The organism is Bradyrhizobium sp. sBnM-33, from assembly GCF_032917945.1.
Classification (GTDB): domain Bacteria; phylum Pseudomonadota; class Alphaproteobacteria; order Rhizobiales; family Xanthobacteraceae; genus Bradyrhizobium.
This window is the reverse complement of the sequence record NZ_CP136624.1, coordinates 9,002,401-9,020,025: the sequence shown is the minus strand read 5'-3', so window position 1 is coordinate 9,020,025 and position 17,625 is coordinate 9,002,401. Positions and strand designations below refer to the sequence as shown.

At 62.2% G+C, this 17,625-nt stretch carries 15 protein-coding genes and 2 pseudogenes; 6 read left to right on the top strand and 11 right to left on the bottom strand.

Going from position 1 to position 17,625, the window contains the following annotated elements; all coding sequences use genetic code 11:
• Positions 1-145: 145 nt before the first annotated feature.
• The 4 genes from RX328_RS42470 to RX328_RS42455 are packed head-to-tail and all read right to left on the bottom strand — an operon-like array spanning position 146 to position 2,614.
• A complete protein-coding gene (locus RX328_RS42470; protein WP_213253400.1) occupies positions 146-616 on the bottom strand; it encodes a DUF1178 family protein in 471 nt (156 codons plus the stop codon).
• Positions 613-1,491 carry a carbon-nitrogen hydrolase family protein gene (locus tag RX328_RS42465; RefSeq protein WP_213253399.1) on the bottom strand — a complete coding sequence of 293 codons (879 nt, stop codon included), beginning with the start codon at positions 1,489-1,491 and terminating at the stop codon, positions 613-615. Before RX328_RS42465 ends, RX328_RS42470 begins: the two co-directional genes overlap by 4 nt.
• Positions 1,488-1,760: a glutaredoxin 3 gene (gene grxC / locus RX328_RS42460; RefSeq protein ID WP_213253398.1), complete on the bottom strand. Its 273-nt coding sequence runs from the start codon at positions 1,758-1,760 to the stop codon at positions 1,488-1,490. The genes RX328_RS42465 and grxC overlap by 4 nt, the downstream gene beginning before the upstream one ends.
• Before the next feature lie 44 nt (positions 1,761-1,804).
• Entirely contained in the window at positions 1,805-2,614 is an 810-nt protein-coding gene (locus RX328_RS42455) for a ComF family protein (protein WP_213253397.1), read from the bottom strand.
• 78 nt (positions 2,615-2,692) lie between these two features.
• Here RX328_RS42455 and RX328_RS42450 point away from each other — a divergent pair, with 78 nt between their 5' ends.
• Together RX328_RS42450 and RX328_RS42445 are read left to right on the top strand one after the other, a co-directional pair.
• Positions 2,693-3,538 carry a methyltransferase domain-containing protein gene (locus tag RX328_RS42450; protein ID WP_213253396.1) on the top strand — a complete coding sequence of 282 codons (846 nt, stop codon included), beginning with the start codon at positions 2,693-2,695 and terminating at the stop codon, positions 3,536-3,538.
• A gap of 282 nt (positions 3,539-3,820) precedes the next feature.
• Entirely contained in the window at positions 3,821-4,642 is an 822-nt protein-coding gene (locus tag RX328_RS42445; RefSeq protein WP_213253395.1) for a phosphotransferase, read from the top strand.
• Positions 4,643-4,858: 216 nt separating this feature from the next.
• On the opposite strand, the pseudogene RX328_RS44035 reads toward RX328_RS42445, so the two are convergent.
• The 4 genes and pseudogenes from RX328_RS44035 to RX328_RS42430 form a co-directional block, all read right to left on the bottom strand.
• Positions 4,859-5,142 (bottom strand): annotated as a pseudogene (locus tag RX328_RS44035) (GFA family protein).
• Between the two features lie 265 nt (positions 5,143-5,407).
• Positions 5,408-6,379, bottom strand: a complete 972-nt coding sequence (locus tag RX328_RS42440) for an MBL fold metallo-hydrolase (RefSeq protein ID WP_213253394.1) — start codon at positions 6,377-6,379, stop codon at positions 5,408-5,410.
• A 292-nt stretch (positions 6,380-6,671) separates the two neighbouring features.
• Positions 6,672-7,091 carry a DUF6647 family protein gene (locus RX328_RS42435; RefSeq protein WP_213253393.1) on the bottom strand — a complete coding sequence of 140 codons (420 nt, stop codon included), beginning with the start codon at positions 7,089-7,091 and terminating at the stop codon, positions 6,672-6,674.
• Positions 7,092-7,361: 270 nt separating this feature from the next.
• Entirely contained in the window at positions 7,362-7,688 is a 327-nt protein-coding gene (locus RX328_RS42430; RefSeq protein WP_213253392.1) for a hypothetical protein, read from the bottom strand.
• 472 nt (positions 7,689-8,160) lie between these two features.
• Between RX328_RS42430 and RX328_RS42425 the strand changes: the two genes are divergently transcribed.
• From RX328_RS42425 to RX328_RS42415, 3 genes and pseudogenes are all read left to right on the top strand, one after another.
• Positions 8,161-8,958 (top strand): helix-turn-helix transcriptional regulator, encoded by a 798-nt coding sequence (locus RX328_RS42425; RefSeq protein WP_213253391.1) that lies wholly within the window; start codon positions 8,161-8,163, stop codon positions 8,956-8,958.
• A gap of 349 nt (positions 8,959-9,307) precedes the next feature.
• Positions 9,308-10,372: an IS110 family transposase gene (locus RX328_RS42420; protein WP_317258597.1), complete on the top strand. Its 1,065-nt coding sequence runs from the start codon at positions 9,308-9,310 to the stop codon at positions 10,370-10,372.
• Between the two features lie 651 nt (positions 10,373-11,023).
• A pseudogene (locus RX328_RS42415) lies at positions 11,024-11,204 on the top strand (IS5/IS1182 family transposase); the annotation flags it as partial.
• A gap of 324 nt (positions 11,205-11,528) precedes the next feature.
• On the opposite strand, the gene mutT reads toward RX328_RS42415, so the two are convergent.
• The 3 genes from mutT to RX328_RS42400 form a co-directional block, all read right to left on the bottom strand.
• A complete protein-coding gene (gene mutT / locus RX328_RS42410) occupies positions 11,529-11,939 on the bottom strand; it encodes an 8-oxo-dGTP diphosphatase MutT (RefSeq protein ID WP_213251321.1) in 411 nt (136 codons plus the stop codon).
• Positions 11,940-11,954: 15 nt separating this feature from the next.
• Positions 11,955-13,193: a bifunctional glutamate N-acetyltransferase/amino-acid acetyltransferase ArgJ gene (gene argJ / locus RX328_RS42405; protein ID WP_213251320.1), complete on the bottom strand. Its 1,239-nt coding sequence runs from the start codon at positions 13,191-13,193 to the stop codon at positions 11,955-11,957.
• A 199-nt stretch (positions 13,194-13,392) separates the two neighbouring features.
• Positions 13,393-14,316: a peptidylprolyl isomerase gene (locus RX328_RS42400; protein WP_213251319.1), complete on the bottom strand. Its 924-nt coding sequence runs from the start codon at positions 14,314-14,316 to the stop codon at positions 13,393-13,395.
• A gap of 345 nt (positions 14,317-14,661) precedes the next feature.
• On the opposite strand from RX328_RS42400, the gene secA reads away from it, so the two are divergent.
• Positions 14,662-17,499: a preprotein translocase subunit SecA gene (gene secA / locus RX328_RS42395; RefSeq protein WP_213251318.1), complete on the top strand. Its 2,838-nt coding sequence runs from the start codon at positions 14,662-14,664 to the stop codon at positions 17,497-17,499.
• Positions 17,500-17,625: the final 126 nt, after the last annotated feature.

The window sequence follows — 17,625 nt, the reverse complement described above, 5'->3', positions numbered from 1 at the left end:
GGTAATCGTAGGGTGGGCAAAGGCGCATTGCGCCGTGCCCACCATCTCTCGACGGCCACAGTGTTGGTGGGCAGGCTTCCGCCTTCGCTCGTTTGAGCTACTGCGGACAAGTCGCTTTGCCCACCCTACGGAATGACGGTGAACATCAATTCCGGTCTTCCGGCAGCACTGGCAGCGGCGACACCTCGACGCCTTCCTCGATCAGCGCACGGGCCTCGTCGGGCGAGGCCTCGCCATAGATCGGGCGATGCTCGATATCGCCGTAATGCATCTTGCGCGCTTCGTTGGGGAAGCGCTCGCCGACATTGTCGGCGTTCTTGACGATGTGATCGCGCAATTCTTTCAGCTTGGCGCGCAACTCGCGCTCCTGCGCCATCAACAGCGGCGTCGATTCCGATCCGGTTACTTCCGCAGGCGCGCCCGGCGCGGGCGCGGCTTGCTCGCGGCCCTTCTTGCTGACGATCTGTGGAGCCATGATGGCGCGCTCGACCTTGACCGAGCCGCAATTCGGGCAGCTCACCAGCCTGCGCTTTTCCTGGGTCTCGTAAGCCGCGGAGCTTTGAAACCAGCTTTCGAAAGCATGGCCCTTCTCGCAGCGAAGGTTATAGCGGATCATGCCGAGCCCCGGACGATGTGCAGATGCTCGGGGCCGGCCTTGGGATCGGCAATGCCGAAGCGCCTGCCATGCTGCAGCGACGGCACGGCTCTCCGAGCCGTTTCGACCCTGGATGTGTCGATCTTGGCGAGGAACACGCCGGGCTCGACGCCACCCTCGGCGAGGATCTCGCCCCAGGGGCCGATGATCAGCGAATGCCCGTAGGTCTCGCGCTTGTTCTCATGCATGCCGGCCTGCGCCGCGGCGAACACGAAGCAGCCGGTCTCGATGGCGCGGGCGCGCAACAGCACGTGCCAATGCGCCTCGCCGGTTTTCCTGGTGAAGGCCGAGGGGACGGTGAGGAATGACGCGCCGGCCTCGGCCAGCGCGCGATAGAGTGCCGGAAACCGCACGTCGTAGCAGATCGTCAGCCCGATGCGGCCCCACGGCAGGTCCGAGATAACGGCAGTTTCGCCCGGCTGGTAGTTGGCGGATTCGCGATAGCTCTCGCCGCCGGGCAGGTCGATATCGAACATGTGGATCTTGTCGTAGCTGGCGAGCAAATTGCCGTCGGGCCCGATCAGGAACGAGCGGTTGACGGCGCGCTCGGGCGAGAAGCGCAGCGCCAGTGAGCCAATGTGAAGATAAATCTTCAGCTCCGCGGCCAACGCGCGATAGGCCTTCAGCGAGAGGTCGTCTTCTTCCGATGCGAGATGCTCGAACAGCGCCTTGCGGTTCAGTTGCATCATGTTGCTCACCTCGGGCGTGAGCACGTAGTCGGCGCCTTGCGCTGCGGCCTCGCGGATCAGGTTGATGCCCTGTTCGAGGCTCGGTTCGGGCAGCAGCCCGGTGCGCATCTGCACCATGGCCGCGTTGAAGGTGGAACCAGCGCTCATGAGGGGGCCTTTTCTCCTGCCAGCAAAGCGTCGAGCTTGCCTGCGCGGTCCAGTGCATAGAGCTCGTCACAGCCGCCGACGTGGGTTGTGCCGATGAAGATCTGAGGGAAGGTCGAGCCGTAGCCGGCGCGGTCGTACATCTGGTCGCGATAGGCCGGGTCGGCGGCCACGTTCCGTTCCGTGAACGCGGCGTTCTTGCGCGTCAGCAGCGATTTGGCGGCGGTACAGTAGCCGCAGCCCGGGCGGGTATAGATTTCAACGGCGGTCATGGCGCGCTCTGATTTGGCAAGTCGTTTTTTGGCAAGTCATTGAACTATATGGGAGCCCGATGGCTGTCCACAACCCGCGCGAATACCAGCACGTCGACCTGCGCGGCCTTGGCGCGCAGTAGCGCCCGGGCGCAAACATCGGTCGTCGCGCCGGACGTCAGCACGTCGTCGATCAGGATGACGCGGCGGCCCTGGATGTCGGCCACGCGGTCGGCGGCGACCTTGAAGGCGCCCTGCACATTGCTGGCGCGCTGTGGCCGGGACAGCCCGATCTGCTGCTCGGTCGCGCGAATGCGGCGAAGCGCCTCGGAGGCCAGTTTGACGCCGGTTTGGCGCGAAATCACGCGCGCCAGTGCGCCGGACTGGTTGTAGCGGCGGCTCCAACCGCGCCGCCAGTGCAGGGGAACCGGGACCAGCACGTCGGCCTCATCGAGCAATTCCTTGCCTGCGCGGGTCATCCAGCGGCCCATCGCCGGCGCCAGATCGGTGCGATCCTGGTATTTTAGCGCATGAACCAGCGTGCGGGCGACGTCGTCATAGCGCACCGCGGCGCGGGCGCGCTGGTAGGCCGGCGGGTTGGCGATCGCCTCCATCGACAGCAATTCGGGACCGGGGTCATACACAAAGGGGATGCCGAGTCGCGGACAGAACGGCGGAGCGATGAACGACAGTTTCGCCCAGCATGCCGCGCAAACGCCCTCGCCATGAACCGGTTCGCGGCAGGAAACGCACTGCGTCGGCAACGCGATGTCGAGCGCGAGCCGCGGCAGATGCGCGAATGCGTCGCGGCAGCCGCGCAACGCGCCGCGCAGATGGCTGGAAATGGAGCGTGGTGGTGATGCCTCGGCGTCCATCGGGCGAGGCTAGCGCCGTGCCGCGCGCGGCTCAAGCACGGCATTGCCAGAGATAGGCGGCCAGCGTAACCAACCGGCATGGTTTCGAGCTCGACCGCCGCACCCATCCTGTTCGATCGCGCACTCTTGCGCGCGCGGATGGAACGCGCGCGGCGTGGCGGGCCGGTGACGTTCTTGCTTAATCGCGTCAGGGAGGACATGGAGGAGCGGCTGCAGGCGGTGATGCGGAATTTTGCCGATGTCGCCGATATCTGGACGCCTGGCGATTTGCTGCGAAAGCCCGTCGCCGATCGCTTCCAGTCGATCAGCCGGATCGATGTCGATCAATCCGAAACGCTGCACTTGCCGCCGCAATCGCTCGACCTTGCCGTCTCGGCACTCGCATTCCAGTTCGTCAACGATCTCCCTGGCGTGCTGGCGCAGATCCGCCGCGCGCTCAAACCCGACGGATTGTTGCTGGCGGCGATGATCGGCGGCGATACGCTGACGGAGCTCAGACAATCTTTTGCCGCTGCGGAAGCTGAATGCGAGGGCGGGGTGTCGCCGCGCGTCGTGCCGTTTGCGGATTTGCGCGATATCGGTGGCCTGCTGCAGCGTGTAGGCTTGGCGCTGCCGGTCACCGACCTCGATCGCGTCGTGGTGCGCTACGACAGCGCGTTTTCGCTGATGGCCGATCTCCGGCGGATGGCTGCAACCAATATTTTGATCGAGCGGCGGCGGACGCCGACCCGTCGCGCCACCATGTTGCGGATGGCGCAGATTTACGCCGAACGCTTTGCCGATACCGACGGCCGCATCCGCGCGACCTTCGACGTGATCTGGCTGTCCGGCTGGGCGCCGCATGAGAGCCAGCAAAAGCCGTTGAAGCCGGGTTCGGCGAAAGCAAGCCTGGAAGCGGCGGTGAAGAAAACTGCTCCCAAGTAGACAACCCAAGGGGGATGAGATTAGGCCATGTACCCATAACCCGTCGGCGTGACGCGACGAAGACTATGTCCGCTTTGCCCAGTTTGCGACCAGGCTCGCGCCGCGGCGCAATATGTCGCGACGGGCCAGAACCGGATTTGTCTCAAACCGCGCGTCGCTTCGCGATTCTGGCAAACGCTGCGGCCGGGGACAAGCCACGATCATGGCGGGTAGCCAAGATCGCGGGAGTGTTCTCTTTTGCCCGCCGTTGGTGTTTGGTCGCGACCGGCGGGAGGACGGGCGATGCGGGGATCCCTCGGGGAGAAGATCAACCAGGGCGGCACGGCGGACATCCACGCCTGGGCGCCAGGTCAGGTCGTAAAACTGTTCAAGGAAGGTTTCCCGCCGCGGCTCGGCCAGCAAGAGGCGCGGATGACCCAGGCAGTCTTCGCCGCCGGCTTGCCAACGCCGGAGGTGTTCGGCGAGGTGACGCTCGACGGACGCTTCGGCATCGTGCTCGGCCGCCTCGACGGACCGACATTGCTGCAGGTCACGCGCAGCGGCGCCGTGACGTTCGCCCAGGCGGGTGCGATCCTTGCGTCCCTCGGCCTGTCCGTTCACAGGATGTCGCCGCCGCCGGAGGCGTTCCATCTACGCGGCTGGATGGACACCGCCTTCAGGCTCTCGGGCGACATCGTGCCCAAGCACATCGCCTCCGGCATCCTCGCGCTGATCGACCGCCTGCAGCAGCCGGGGGACGGGCTGTGCCATGGCGACATCCACCCTGAAAACGTGATCATGACGGCGGACGGTCCGCGGCTGATCGACTGGACCTTTACGATCCGCGCGCCTGCGGCCCTCGATCATGGGTTCACTCACATCAGCCTGACCGAGTTTGCCCTCGACGTCACCGACAATCCGCGGCGGCCGCTTGCGGTCAATGCGGCCGCGCAATCCGAATATGCGCGGCTGTCCGGCAAGCCGGTAGCGGCGCTGAGGCAAGCGATGGAGACTTGGCTGCCGATCGCGATCGTCCGCTACTTCCTGCTTATGGGCGGGCCGACAAGCGAGCGATGGCGGCGGATGATGCAGCGCGCCGAAGCGGGCCTGCGCCCGCAGGACTGAATCCTTCATCGGCGCGTGGCCGTCGATGCGGCTGCTCAGTGTCAGCTTCGGGTCATTCGCGTCGCTTTGACCGCACCGCGGCGACTTCTCCCGTCTACTCCGGTTAACGGACATTCTCAGGACAGGCGGGAGTGTCTCAAAGGTGCCAACAGGCGACATGACCTTACTCTTCGGGTGTAAAACGATTTTGCGCTTTGATACTAGCAGCGCCCGAGATCAGCCCTTCGGGACCGCGCGGATATCATACGCCCATGGCATTGCGGAGGTGCAAAATCCCTGCCGTTGCGGCGGCAACTGCGCGCGCTGGGTTACTCCACCGAGACGTAAGTTCACAAACCTCGGATCGTCGGCTGCACACGAATAGATCGGCGTACCGCATGTGCCGCAAAATGTCGTCGCGATCCTGGCGCCGCTTGAGCCACCTTGATGTAACGCCTTGGTTCGCCGCGGAGCTTTCCGACGAGAACGGGCACGTTTACGCGATAAGGGGCGCCTGACATCGTTTGACAATCCGTGCAGTGGCAAATGATTACTTTGTCGGGATTTACCTCCGTCTCATAGCGTACGGCGCCGCAGTGACAGGCTCCATCGATCTTCATGACTTGGTGCATTCTCTCTCTGTGCGATCCAATCAATAGTACACGGACATGCCCGTGCATTTCTCCGAAGGTCCGCCTTGGTCAAAAGCTGACTCAGATGCCGACCGGTTCTCCGCTACGGGCAGCAGTCGTGTTCCAATTGCCAACAGATAGTGTCGCGGGGCTATCATCCCTCGGCTGCGAATACGTAGCCGTTGCCGTCCTTGGCCAGTGTGCCGACGTTCGGCATCAACCAGTGAGTACCCGAAATGGTGAGCTTGTCGGCGACCGCGCGATCGAAGATCTTCCTTCGCGTTTCGACAGCCATTTGCGGATCCTGGTCGATAGCAAGCTGCCACTCGGGATTCGTTGAAATGTGGGGCGCAAGATTGACCACGTCAGCGCTGATCAGAAACTGCTTGCTGCCGGAGGTGACCAGATGCGCGACCATTCCCGGGCTATGGCCGGGCGCCTGAATGGTGTGCACGCCGGGCAGGAGTTCTGGTTCTCCCTCAAAGGGCCTGACGTTTTTCCAAGTCGCCACTGTAGCCTGAATGCGGTGGGCGAGGCCTTTGCGTGTCGGTCCGAGATCGATTGACTCGACGCCTGGGCGCGTCCACCATTTCAATTCCGCGGCGGGCACCACTATTTCGGCATCCGGGAAGACCTGCGCATTGGTCTCATTATTCATGAGACCATAAATGTGGTCGCCGTGAAGATGGGAGATGAGGATCGTTTTGACTGCCTTGGGGGCAAGGCCCGCCGCCGCCATGCTCTCGAATAGCCGGCCGTTCCCCTCACCATAAATCGGATGACCGCCCGTGCCCGAGTCGATCAGGACCACTTGATCGCGCAGCTTGAGCGCCATGACGATAAATCGCAGGGGCGCCTGATTGTCGGGAAAACCGGCAGTGCGCAGCGCGGCCTTGACTTGTTCGACGCTGACATTCCTGACCATGCCCTCCCGCAGCGGAACGTCGCGCATGCCATCAATCAGAGAGAAGACTTCAATGTCGCCGACCTTGTATTTGCGAAAAGGTTGCGTGACGGACTGTTGAGCGTAAGCCGCGTCGACAAACGTGATCGGCTTGTCGAGTCCAAACGCAGCGTAAGCACCGGCTGCGCCAAGTGTCAGATCCCGACGCGAGATATCGGACATCGTTCGGCGCTCCCCACTGGCTGACTGATCGAGCATATCGATGGTGTGTGCACCGCACAAGGTCGGCTTTGGGTCAAAGGACTAAACCGCTGCGCGGTAGAACGCTGCAGCTGGCGACACAGCGAAGCAATAGGCGACAGGGCATCCGGACGAGCGGGGCAATTGCCCGTTGCGCGCGATGATCGCTGCATCCACAATGGCGAGAGATCCGTGGCCGCGGCTAGCTAGATAATCGATAGCATCGGACTACGAGGCGAAGTGATTGAGCCAGGTCCCTTGGCCCATTCGGCTTTTATGACCCGTCACGGCATACGCTAACCATGTAGATGCCCAGCTCATTGGTTTTTATAAGCTCGTACGGATCGGTCACCCCTTCTTCCCGCAGCCATTTGATCTGCAGTTCGTATGCTTGGCGTTCGTAAGCAGCAATACAGGGGAGGACGATGTTGTTTGATCTCTGCACGTGGTGCACCAGTTCATGCAGCAGAGTGCTTTTCTGTCGCAGATCATCGGGTCGCCAGCCCTGAGGCAGGTAAATTGAGCCCTCGTTGCGATTATAGAGCGCCTGCAACTCCAGCCCGCTATTTTCCGGCGAGCCGTGTCGCATTGCCATTTCCGCCGGTGTCACGAAGTGGATCGGCGGATGATCGGGAGCCGACAAATCGGTCTGGGCAACGATCCATGCGATGTAGATTGCGATCAGGCTATCCAAGGAAACGACCTCCTGCAGCAAGACCGCAGCGCGGCCTGCTGGTGACGAGCATTTCCCGAGTTTCGGAATCCTGGCTAGATTGGCGCGGAGCGGATTGCTCGGAAGGCGCGATCAAGTGTTCGTATTGACGCAGGATTCGACCTGCCTGAAGGCGCCGTGAGCTGTGCAGCGCCGACGTGATAAAAGCGAAGAAGCTTCGCCTTTCCTTTTCGACGTGAAACGGAGCGAGAGGCGGCAGTACGGCCGAAGGGTGCGAAGTGTTTTTCATTATTAGGACACCACGGTAGATTGATGATTTAATGCGTTGTCAGCACAATATCTGGAATCAACGGCCTCGACGGCTGACCGCGCGATGGCGGCAGTTGCAGGGGAATAATCCAGGATTGGCAGGCGCTTCAGCGTGATCGGTTGCCAGAAAAAGCGGCACGCTTCAGCATGCGCTTCAAGCACGTCGATGCCGACATCGCGTAGAAAATCAGATCTGTCCCTGATATCCTCGCGCAGCTTTGACCGGAAGCAGGCGCGCTCCCACCATCTCAAAGGCAGCCGCGCAATGGCATGGTCGGTGTGACCAAGTTTATTTCTGTAAATTTGCAAGAAAACCTCCTGAGGCAGTTGGGTCCGCGATGATTTTTTTGAAAAGAAGGAGCTTAGATATTTACCGCTCAATACCGATTGTCGCTCCGGGTGTGAGTATTGAGAAGAAAAGCGACACCCGCGTCTCGGAGGCGCTAGATCGTGCGATCAATCGCACTGGAAATACGAAGGTCATGTCGTAAAAATTCTCCACCGGGAGATCTTTGATCTCTCGATGTCTCTCGGGGACGTCGATGCTCCCGCTTTTGCAACCGGAGCAGCGCATGACGGGATGAAAGAGCCGGGAAGCCATCGGTACCGTTCGCTCTTCGACAGGCCTCCCAATGTCGTCACGGTGGGAGGACCCGTCTTCCCAGCACCCGTGCTGAATATCGCGCCACGTCATGCGTCTGAAAACTACCTAGAAAGGTGGTTCGTTGTCGTTTATGCATGCCCGCGCAGGCCGGCGACCTGCACACGCTTTGGGAATAACATGCATCTCTCCACGGATCCCATCGATCCGCAAAACCAAGATGTCTATGCACTGTGGGATCAGCTGGCCGACTTCACGGTCGCCGACGGCGACGCCGCGCTGACACACCTGCTGTCCGCACTGCGTACCATGTTGTCGGCACGCAATGTGCTATGGGGTGCGGTCGTGCGATTGCCTTCGCCGAAGCGGACCGATCCCTTACTTGGCTGGCGTCCGCGCCTTGTCCGGGTGCTTGACCCGATACCGGCCGTGGCGGCATCTGTGCAGAAGCAGTACGATACGCTCTGGTCCGACAACGTCGACCTGTCTCAGATTCTTTCCGCGTCGGGAGATGAGCCGTTCCGTGTCCGCCTGCTGTTCGAAGCGCTGCCGCCGGAATGGTTCGAGGGCGAGCATTATCGTCGGCACTATTTGGACGTCGGATTCGCCGACAGCATTTCAGTGCGCATTGCGCTCAATGACGACGTGAGGATCCGCCTGTTCGTGTTTCGCGATGCACAGGCACCTCGCTTCTCGGCGCACGACGGCCAGCGCCTGGGCTTCACGATGCGGGGGTTGAGATGGTTTCACCGTCAACAACTGCTCAGCCACGGCCTGCTCATCGCCGACGCGGCCCTGACACCCGCTGAGCGCAGGGTATTGCTCGCACTGCTCGACGGGCACGCGGAAAAGGAGATTGCGCGGAAGTTTGACCAAAGTCCGAACACCACGCACTTCCACGTCAAGTCGATCTACGCCAAGTTCGGCGTGCGCAACCGCGCGACGCTAGCCGCGCTCTGGCTCGGCAAGCTGCGATAACGAACTGAAGCCGCAGTCAACCCGGGGATGACGCAAACCGCTAGGGGCGGTTCTAAAACGCGGACGGCGGGCCGATGCACCTATGAACGACGGAGAGATCGTTCGATGGGAGCTGTAACCGAAGCCCTTGGGTCTGTGGCGCGACCCGCAAGTCAAAGAACCGCTGCGCAAACCTGACCTCAACCAAGTTCGCCCGCGAAGGCCGCCATCCACCGATAGAGGCCCCGCGAGGCTGCGAACCCGAAGTACCACCTCCTGAGGTCTGGTCTGCTAATGGGATGGTCCGGCCGTGCTCCGGCCCTGCCAGCACGAGAAGCTGGCAAGGGGCGCTCAAGACAAGGAGCACGCCATGTCTCAGAAAATCAACGCAGCGATCGCCGTGATCGGCATCGATATTGGCAAAAACTCGCTCCACATCGTGGGTCATGATCACCGCGGTGCCATCGTGCTGCGGCAGAAGTGGTCACGCGGCCAGGTGGAAACGCGGCTCGCCAACCTGCCGCCGTGCTTGATCGGTATGGAGGCCTGCGTAGGCGCCCATCATCTCAGCCGCAAACTCCAGATGCTTGGCCACGACGCCCGCCTGATGCCGGCGAAGTACGTGCGCCCGTATTCGAAGGGACAGAAGAATGACTTCCGAGATGCGGAAGCCATCGCCGAGGCGGTCCAACGCCCGACGATGAAGTTCGTCGCGACCAAGACCGCCGAACAGCTCGACCTTCAGGCACTGCACCGCGTCCGCTATCGATTGGTCGGTCAGCGTACCGGCGTCATCAATCAGATCCGTGCGTTCCTGCTGGAGCGGGGCATCGCCGTGCGGCAAGGCCTGCATTCCCTGCGGTTCGAGTTGCCGGGCATCTTGGCGACACGCATCGATGTGCTCTCGCCTCGCATGTCGCTCATCATCGAGGGCCTGGTGGAAGACTGGCGCCGGCTGGATCAGCGTATCGAGAGGCTATCTAGCGAGATCGAAACACTAGCCCATCAAGATGAGGCCTGCCGGCGACTGATGACGGTGCCTGGTATTGGCCCGATCATCTCGAGCGCAATGGTGGCCGCGATCGGCGCTGGAGACGTGTTCTCGAAAGGCCGCGACTTCGGCGCCTGGCTTGGACTTGTGCCGAAGCAGACATCGACCGGCGACCGCACGATCCTCGGCAGTATATCAAGGCGCGGCAATCGCGACCTGCGCGCGCTGTTCGTGCAAGCCGCTTGGGTTGTGCTGGTCAAGATCAGGTGTTGGGAGCGCTATGGCCTCAACTCTTGGATCCGAGCCGCCAAGAAACGATTGCATCACAACGTGCTGGCGATTGCGCTCGCTAACAAACTCGCCCGAATTGCCTGGGCGGTCCTCAACAAGGGACGCGCCTTCGCGAGCGTCAAGACGGAGGAGACAGCGTCCCAACCTGCTTGACCCTCGCGCCGTGCGCGGGGCCGTCAAGGCGCAGCCTGGCAGCAGAGAGCAAGACGTCAGGAAAGCACGACGGCCGGCCTTGACGACCCCTGCGCGCGGCGCGTCTGCGCGCGCAGGCCGGGACGAAGGAACGACCGCCAGGCACGAACAAAGGAACAGCGCGAAGTGAGGAGCTATCGATGACGTAACAACACCCTTACCCGCCGAGGTCTGCGAGAAGATGAGACGACGATGGAGAATCGGTCTTCCCGGCGCATGCGAACACTGGTGACCCAAATGGCCCGGTCGAGGCCTGTCCGCTAACCAGATCACATGCGCGCTGATATCCATGATGGCCCGGAGCACTGCGCTCCAAGCAGAGGCCGGATACATTGATGCAAGACCGCATCTACCGGATCGTCGAAATCTTCTTGCACCGCACGGCCGGACCATACATCTGGGTCATTTTCGACAGATTCGCCGGCGCGTGTGGACCAGTCGATGTTGGCTTTACCCCGAAAGCGCCGAATCCGAGCCAGGACCAGGCGCGTTGCGTGTGGCCGGACGCCTGTGATCCAAACTCCGAAATGGGGGGCTCTGATCATGGGCTATGAACTCGCCGATTGTGAATGGGTTGCCATAGCGATGCCTGCCCAACAAGCCGCGTGGGCAATCTGCTTCAGCCCCTTATCTCTACCGCGCTCCTAACAGAGTCGAACGGTTCTTCGATCGGACCAAGCGATATCATCGGGTCGCGACACGCCACGACAAGCTCGCCGCCAATTACCTTGCCTTCGTCCAGCTTTCATCCATTCGGCTGTGGTTTGCTGCGCGTTATGAGTCCACACCGTAGGTTGGGCCGTGACGACGGACCATTTTTCTTCTCGTGCCCCGGACGCAAGCAGCACGAGTGCGGCGAGCCGGCCCATTCTACTTTGCATGGGGTTGTTTTCGCGTTTTTGTGTCTGGGCTCTGCGTGCCGCCGAAGAGGCGCTGCGGCCGGGTTCGGCGAAAGCGAGTTTGGAAGCGGCAGCGAAGGGGAAGCCACAGGGCTGATCGTGTCCCGGACGCGGTGCAGCGCTTCTTCAGCGGTGCACCGCAGAGCCGGGACCCACGATGGACCCCGGAACAGCAGCGCATCACTTCGTGCTGCGCAGCATCCGGGGAACGCCGTCCATCACATCAACAAGTCGATCAGATGCGGGATCAGCGGAATGTCCGCGGGCGGCATCGGGTAATCGCGCAGTCTGTTGGCGCGGACCCAGGCCAGTTGCTGGCCCTCGCGCGCTATCACCATGCCTTCCCAGCGCCGGCAGATGTAGAGCGGCATCAACAGATGAAAGCTTTCGTAGGCGTAGCTGGCAAAGGTCAGCGGCGCCAGGCAGGGCTCGCTGACATCGATTCCGATCTCCTCATGCAGTTCGCGGATCAAGGTCTGCTCCGGCCGCTCGCCGGGCTCGACCTTGCCGCCGGGAAATTCCCACAAACCCGCGAGCGCCTTGCCTTCCGGCCGCTGCGTGATCAGCACGCGCTTGTCGGTATCGACGAGGGCGCAGGCGACGACCAGAGTAAGCTTGATGTCAGCCATGCGCCGCTTTCTCGCTTACGAACGGTAATCGCCATTGATCGCGACATATTCCTTGGTGAGGTCGCAGGTCAGCACGCGGTCGCGGCCCTTGCCGAGGCCAAGCGCGACCTTGATCTGGATCTTGGGGTTCTTCATCACCTCGGAAACCTCCGCCTCGTTGTAGGACGGATCGCGCGCGCCGCTCTTGGCGACGCGAATGCCGTTGAACGAGATCGAAAGCTTGTCGCGGTTGGCGGGCTCGCCGGCCTTGCCGACCGCCATCACCACGCGGCCCCAATTGGCATCCTCGCCGGCGATCGCGGTCTTCACCAGCGGCGAATTCGCGATCGACATGGCGATCTTGCGCGCGGAGTTCTTGGTGGTCGCGCCTTCGACGATCACCTCGACCAACTTGCGCGCGCCTTCGCCGTCGCGGGCCACCTGTTCGGCAAGGTTGGCCAGCACACCCTGGAAGGCCTTGGCAAACGCATTCAGGCGCGGATCGCTGGCGCGGTTGATCTTCGGCGCGCCATCGGCAGCAGCCGCGCCGGTGGCGAAGGCCAAGAGCGTATCCGAGGTCGAGGTATCGCTGTCGATGGTGATGGCATTGAAAGTGTCTTCGACGCCGCTCTTGAGCAGCGACTGCAGCACGGCGGACGACAGCGGCGCGTCGGTGAACACGAAAGACAGCATGGTCGCCATGTCGGGCGCGATCATGCCGGCGCCCTTGGCCATGCCGTTGATCGTGACCTTGGTCTTGCCGAGCTTCACCGTGGCGGTCGCGACCTTCGGGAAGGTATCAGTTGTCATGATGGCCTTGGCTGCGGCCATCCATTCGTCCGGCGCAGCTTGCTCGGCGAGCGTGCCAAGCACGCCGTTGAACTTGGTGGCATCGAGCGGCTCGCCGATCACCCCGGTAGAGGCAAGAAACACCTCGTTGGCGCTGCAGCCGACAGCTTTTGCGGCGATCGAGGCCGTCAGTGCCGTCGACTGGCGGCCGGTCTTGCCGGTGAACGCGTTGGCGTTGCCGGAATTGACCACCAGCGCGCGGGCGCCGCGGCCGAGTTTGGCGCGGCACCATTCCACCGGCGCAGACGGGCATTTCGATTTGGTGAACACGCCGGCAACCGTGGTGCCCTTGTCCATGACGGCGAGCAGCACGTCGGTGCGCCCCTTGTAGCGGATGCCGGCGGCCGCCGTCGCAAGCTTCACGCCCGCAATCGCGGGCATCTCGGGGACATCGGTCGGGGCGAGGGGAGAGACGGTAGTGGACATGGGCCAGAATCCGAGCTGGGATCAAATTCGATCGTCATGGCCGGGCACAGTGGCCTGCTTCTGCGCAGACTACTTACACTTGTCTGCGCTCCCGGCCGTCCACGTCTTCAGCAGCAATCAATGAAGCTCTTAAGACGTGGATGCCCGGCACAGGGCCGGGCATCACGTCTCATTACTGAAGTCTGGGTGCGAAGTCGATTTACTTCTTCGCCGGCGCCATCTTGGAATCCGCGGGCTTTGCGGCATCCGGCTTGGTGGCCTCGGCCGGCTTGTCCATGCGCTCGACCTTGGCAGCTTCGCGCAGCTTGGCGACGTATTCGGCCTGCGCCTTGCGCGTCACATAGGTCTCGATCTGGGCCTTGACCTGCTCGAACTCGGGCGCCTTGCGGGCGCGCTTTTCCTCGACCTTGATGAGGTGCCAGCCGAATTGCGACTTGACGGGATCGGAGATCTTGCCGGGTTCGAGCGCGAAGGCGACAGCGGAGAATTCCGGCACCATCTGTTCCTTGGTGAAGAAGCCGAGATCGCCGCCATCGGAGGCGCCGGGGTCCTTGGACTTCTTCTTCGCCAATTCGGCGAAGTCGCCGCCCTTCTTCAGCTCTTCCGCGATCGCCTTGGCCTCGTCCTCGGTCTCGACGAGGATGTGCCGGGCGTGGACTTCCGCTTCGCCGGTGATCTGCTTGGACGCCTCTTCATAGACCTGCTTCATGGCCGCTTCGGTGGTCGCTGCCTTGCCCTCGGTAGCGAGCAGGCTGTCCATCAGCAGGCGGCTGCGCGTGAACGCCAGGCGCTTCTTGAAGTCCTCGGAATTCTCGACCTTCTTGTCCTCGGCGGCCTTGGCGACGATCTTCAGGTCGATCAGGAAGGCCAGCACATTGTCCTTCTTGGTCGCCGGGTCCATTTGCGCGAGGCTGGGGCCGAGTTCCTCTTCCGCCAGCGCGACGTCGCTCTGGCGGATCTCCGCACCGTTAACCTTGGCGAGAACGGGGTTGTCCTGGGCGCGAACCGGCAGGCCGGCGGCAAGAACCGCAGCCAAACAGGCCATTGCGGCCAAAGAACCCCGTGAGGCGGCGGCCGTGCCGAAGCGCAGGCCGGTTTTCGTTTCCGGGAACGAGGTGGTCATGGAAAATCCTTGTCTTGAAGAGGGGCGCCAAAGGCGGCGGGACACTCGCCCAATCATGGGGCCTTGGCAACGCGAAAAGTCTGTCAAAATGATGAATTCCTTGACATATGGACCCACGTTGACAAGGCCCTAACCCGGCCATATCTGTGCCGGATCGTTCAGCGGCGATAGCGCTTATTTTGCTGCGTTTTTTGCTGTTGAACCTTGGATTGCTTAATTCCCACTCATTAGGCGGATGACGCCCCGGAACGGGGTATTTGCCGCCGTGCGTCACGGTGAGTTGATAGGCAATTTGGCGGTCCATCACGGCTTGCAACGCAAGTAACGGCAAAGGCAGGAATTGGCATGATCGGCGCGCTCGCCCGCAAGTTTTTCGGCTCCGCCAACGACCGGCGGGTGAAGGGATATCAATCCCGCGTCAATGCCATCAACGCGCTTGAGCCCGAGCTCGCGAAACTCTCCGATGAGGCCCTGAAAGCCCGCACCGCCGAGTTCCGCCAGCAGCTCGCCGACGGCAAGACGCTCGACGACATTCTGGTTCCCGCCTTCGCGACCGTCCGCGAGGCCGCCAAGCGCACCCTCGGCCAGCGGCATTTCGACGTCCAGTTGATCGGCGGCATCGTGCTGCATGAGGGCGACATCGCCGAGATGAAGACCGGCGAAGGCAAGACGCTGGTGGCGACGCTCGCGGTCTATCTCAACGCGCTGGCCGGCCGGGGCGTCCATGTCGTCACCGTCAACGACTATCTCGCCCGCCGCGATAGCGCATGGATGGGCCAGATCTACAATTTCCTCGGGCTCACTGTCGGCGTCATTGTCCATGGTCTCGACGATGCCGAGCGCAAGGAAGCCTATTCGCGCGACATCACCTACGGCACTAACAACGAATACGGTTTCGATTATCTGCGCGACAACATGAAGTACCGGCTGGAGGACATGGTCCAGCGCGGCCATTTCTACGCCATCGTCGACGAAGTCGACTCGATCCTGATCGACGAGGCGCGCACGCCGCTGATCATCTCCGGCCCGCTCGACGACCGCTCGGATTTCTACAACACCATCGACACCTTCTTCCCCCAGCTCGACAAGACCGATTACGAGGTCGACGAGAAGCAGCGCACGGTGACGCTGACCGAAGCCGGCATGGAGAAGATCGAGACGCTGCTGCGCGACGCCGGCCAGCTCAAGGGCGAGTCGCTCTACGACGTCGAGAACGTCTCGGTCGTGCACCACATCAACCAGGCGCTGCGGGCGCATTCGCTGTTTACCCGCGACAAGGACTACATCGTCCGCGACGGCGAAGTCATCATCATCGACGAGTTCACCGGCCGCATGATGCCGGGACGGCGCTATTCGGAAGGCTTGCACCAGGCGCTGGAAGCCAAAGAGCACGTTCAGGTCCAGCCGGAAAACCAGACGCTGGCCTCGATCACCTTCCAGAACTATTTCCGGATGTACGAAAAGCTCGCCGGCATGACCGGTACGGCCGCGACCGAAGCCGACGAATTGTTCGACATCTACAAGCTTGAGGTCGTGGAAATCCCGACTAATCTGCCGGTGGCGCGTCTCGACGAGGACGACGAGGTCTACCGCACCCAGACCGAGAAATACGCCGCCATCCTGGCCGAGATCGAGCGCGCCAATGCACGGCTGCAGCCGGTGCTGGTCGGCACCGCCTCGATCGAAAAGTCGGAAGTGCTGGCCGACTATCTGAAGAAGCACGGCTACAAGCAGATCGATTTCGGCAATGATGCCGCGCTGGAGAAGCTCTATGCCGCGGCGCGCGCCGGCAAGCCGGCAAAACTGTTTGCGGTGCTGAACGCGCGCTTCCACGAACAGGAAGCCTATATCGTCGCCGAGGCCGGCGTGCCCGGCGCGATCACGATCGCGACCAACATGGCCGGCCGCGGTACCGACATCAAGCTCGGCGGCTCGCTCGAGATGCGGATCCTTCAGGAGACCGCCGACATCACCGACGAGACCGAGAAGGCCAAGAAGATCGAACAGATCAAGGCCGACATCGAGCGCTTCCGCGAGATCGTGCTGAAGGCTGAGGAAGTGGTGGAGCTCGAGCCTGCCAAGGGCTCAAAGGCGGCCAAGACCGTGACCAAGCCCGGCGGGCTCTACATCATAGGCTCGGAGCGCCATGAATCCCGACGCATCGACAACCAGCTCCGCGGCCGCTCCGGCCGCCAGGGCGATCCCGGGCGCTCGAAATTCTTCCTGTCGCTGGAAGACGATCTGATGCGGATCTTCGGCTCCGACCGGCTCGACACCATGCTGCAGCGGCTTGGCCTTCAGGAAGGCGAGGCCATCATCCATCCGTGGATCAACAAGGCGCTGGAGAAGGCGCAGCAGAAGGTCGAGGCGCGCAACTTCGATATCCGCAAGAACCTGCTCAAGTTCGACAACGTCCAGAACGACCAGCGCAAGGTGATCTTCGACCAGCGCGTCGAGTTGATGAGGAGCGACAGCGTGGCCGAAATGGTCACCGATATGCGTCACGACTTCATCGACGACATCGTCGCCAAGCACGTGCCCGAGCATGCCTATGCCGAGCAGTGGGATGTCGCCGGCCTCAGGGAAGAATTGAAGCGCGTGCTCGACATCGATCTGCCGGTCGATGAATGGGCCAAGGAGGAAGGCATTGCCGACGAGGAATTGCTGACGCGGATCGAGCAGCGCGTCGACGAGCATATGGCGGCCAAGGTCGCGCAATGGGGTCCCGACGTGATGCGCTACGTCGAGAAAACCATCCTCTTGCAGACGCTCGATCACCTCTGGCGCGAGCACCTGATCATGCTCGATCATCTGCGCCAGGTGATCGGCCTGCGCGGCTATGGCCAGCGCGACCCCTTGCAGGAATACAAGTCGGAAGCCTTCGGCCTGTATGAAGCAATGACCGCGCATCTGCGCGAGGCGGTGACGGCGCAATTGATGCGCGTCGAGATCGTGCCGCCGGAAGAGCAGCAGCCGGTGCTGCCGGCGATGGAAGCGCACAAGTTCGATCCCAATACCGGCGAAGACGAGATGGCCTTTGCCAACGCCTCGCTGGTGCCCCAGGCTCCGGCCGCCGATCGCGATCCGAAAAACCCCGCAAGCTGGGGCAAGGTCGGCCGCAACGAGGATTGTCCCTGCGGAAGCGGCAGGAAGTACAAGCACTGCCACGGCAAGTACGCCTGAGCGCAACGTGCGCGCGATTGAGCGCTGACGCATCATCCGCGAAAGCGGATGATGCAGTACGCAGCGCGGCTTCCGCACATGCAAATTGTCTCGGAGTACCGGACGCCTGGCCTTCGCGGGCCATGA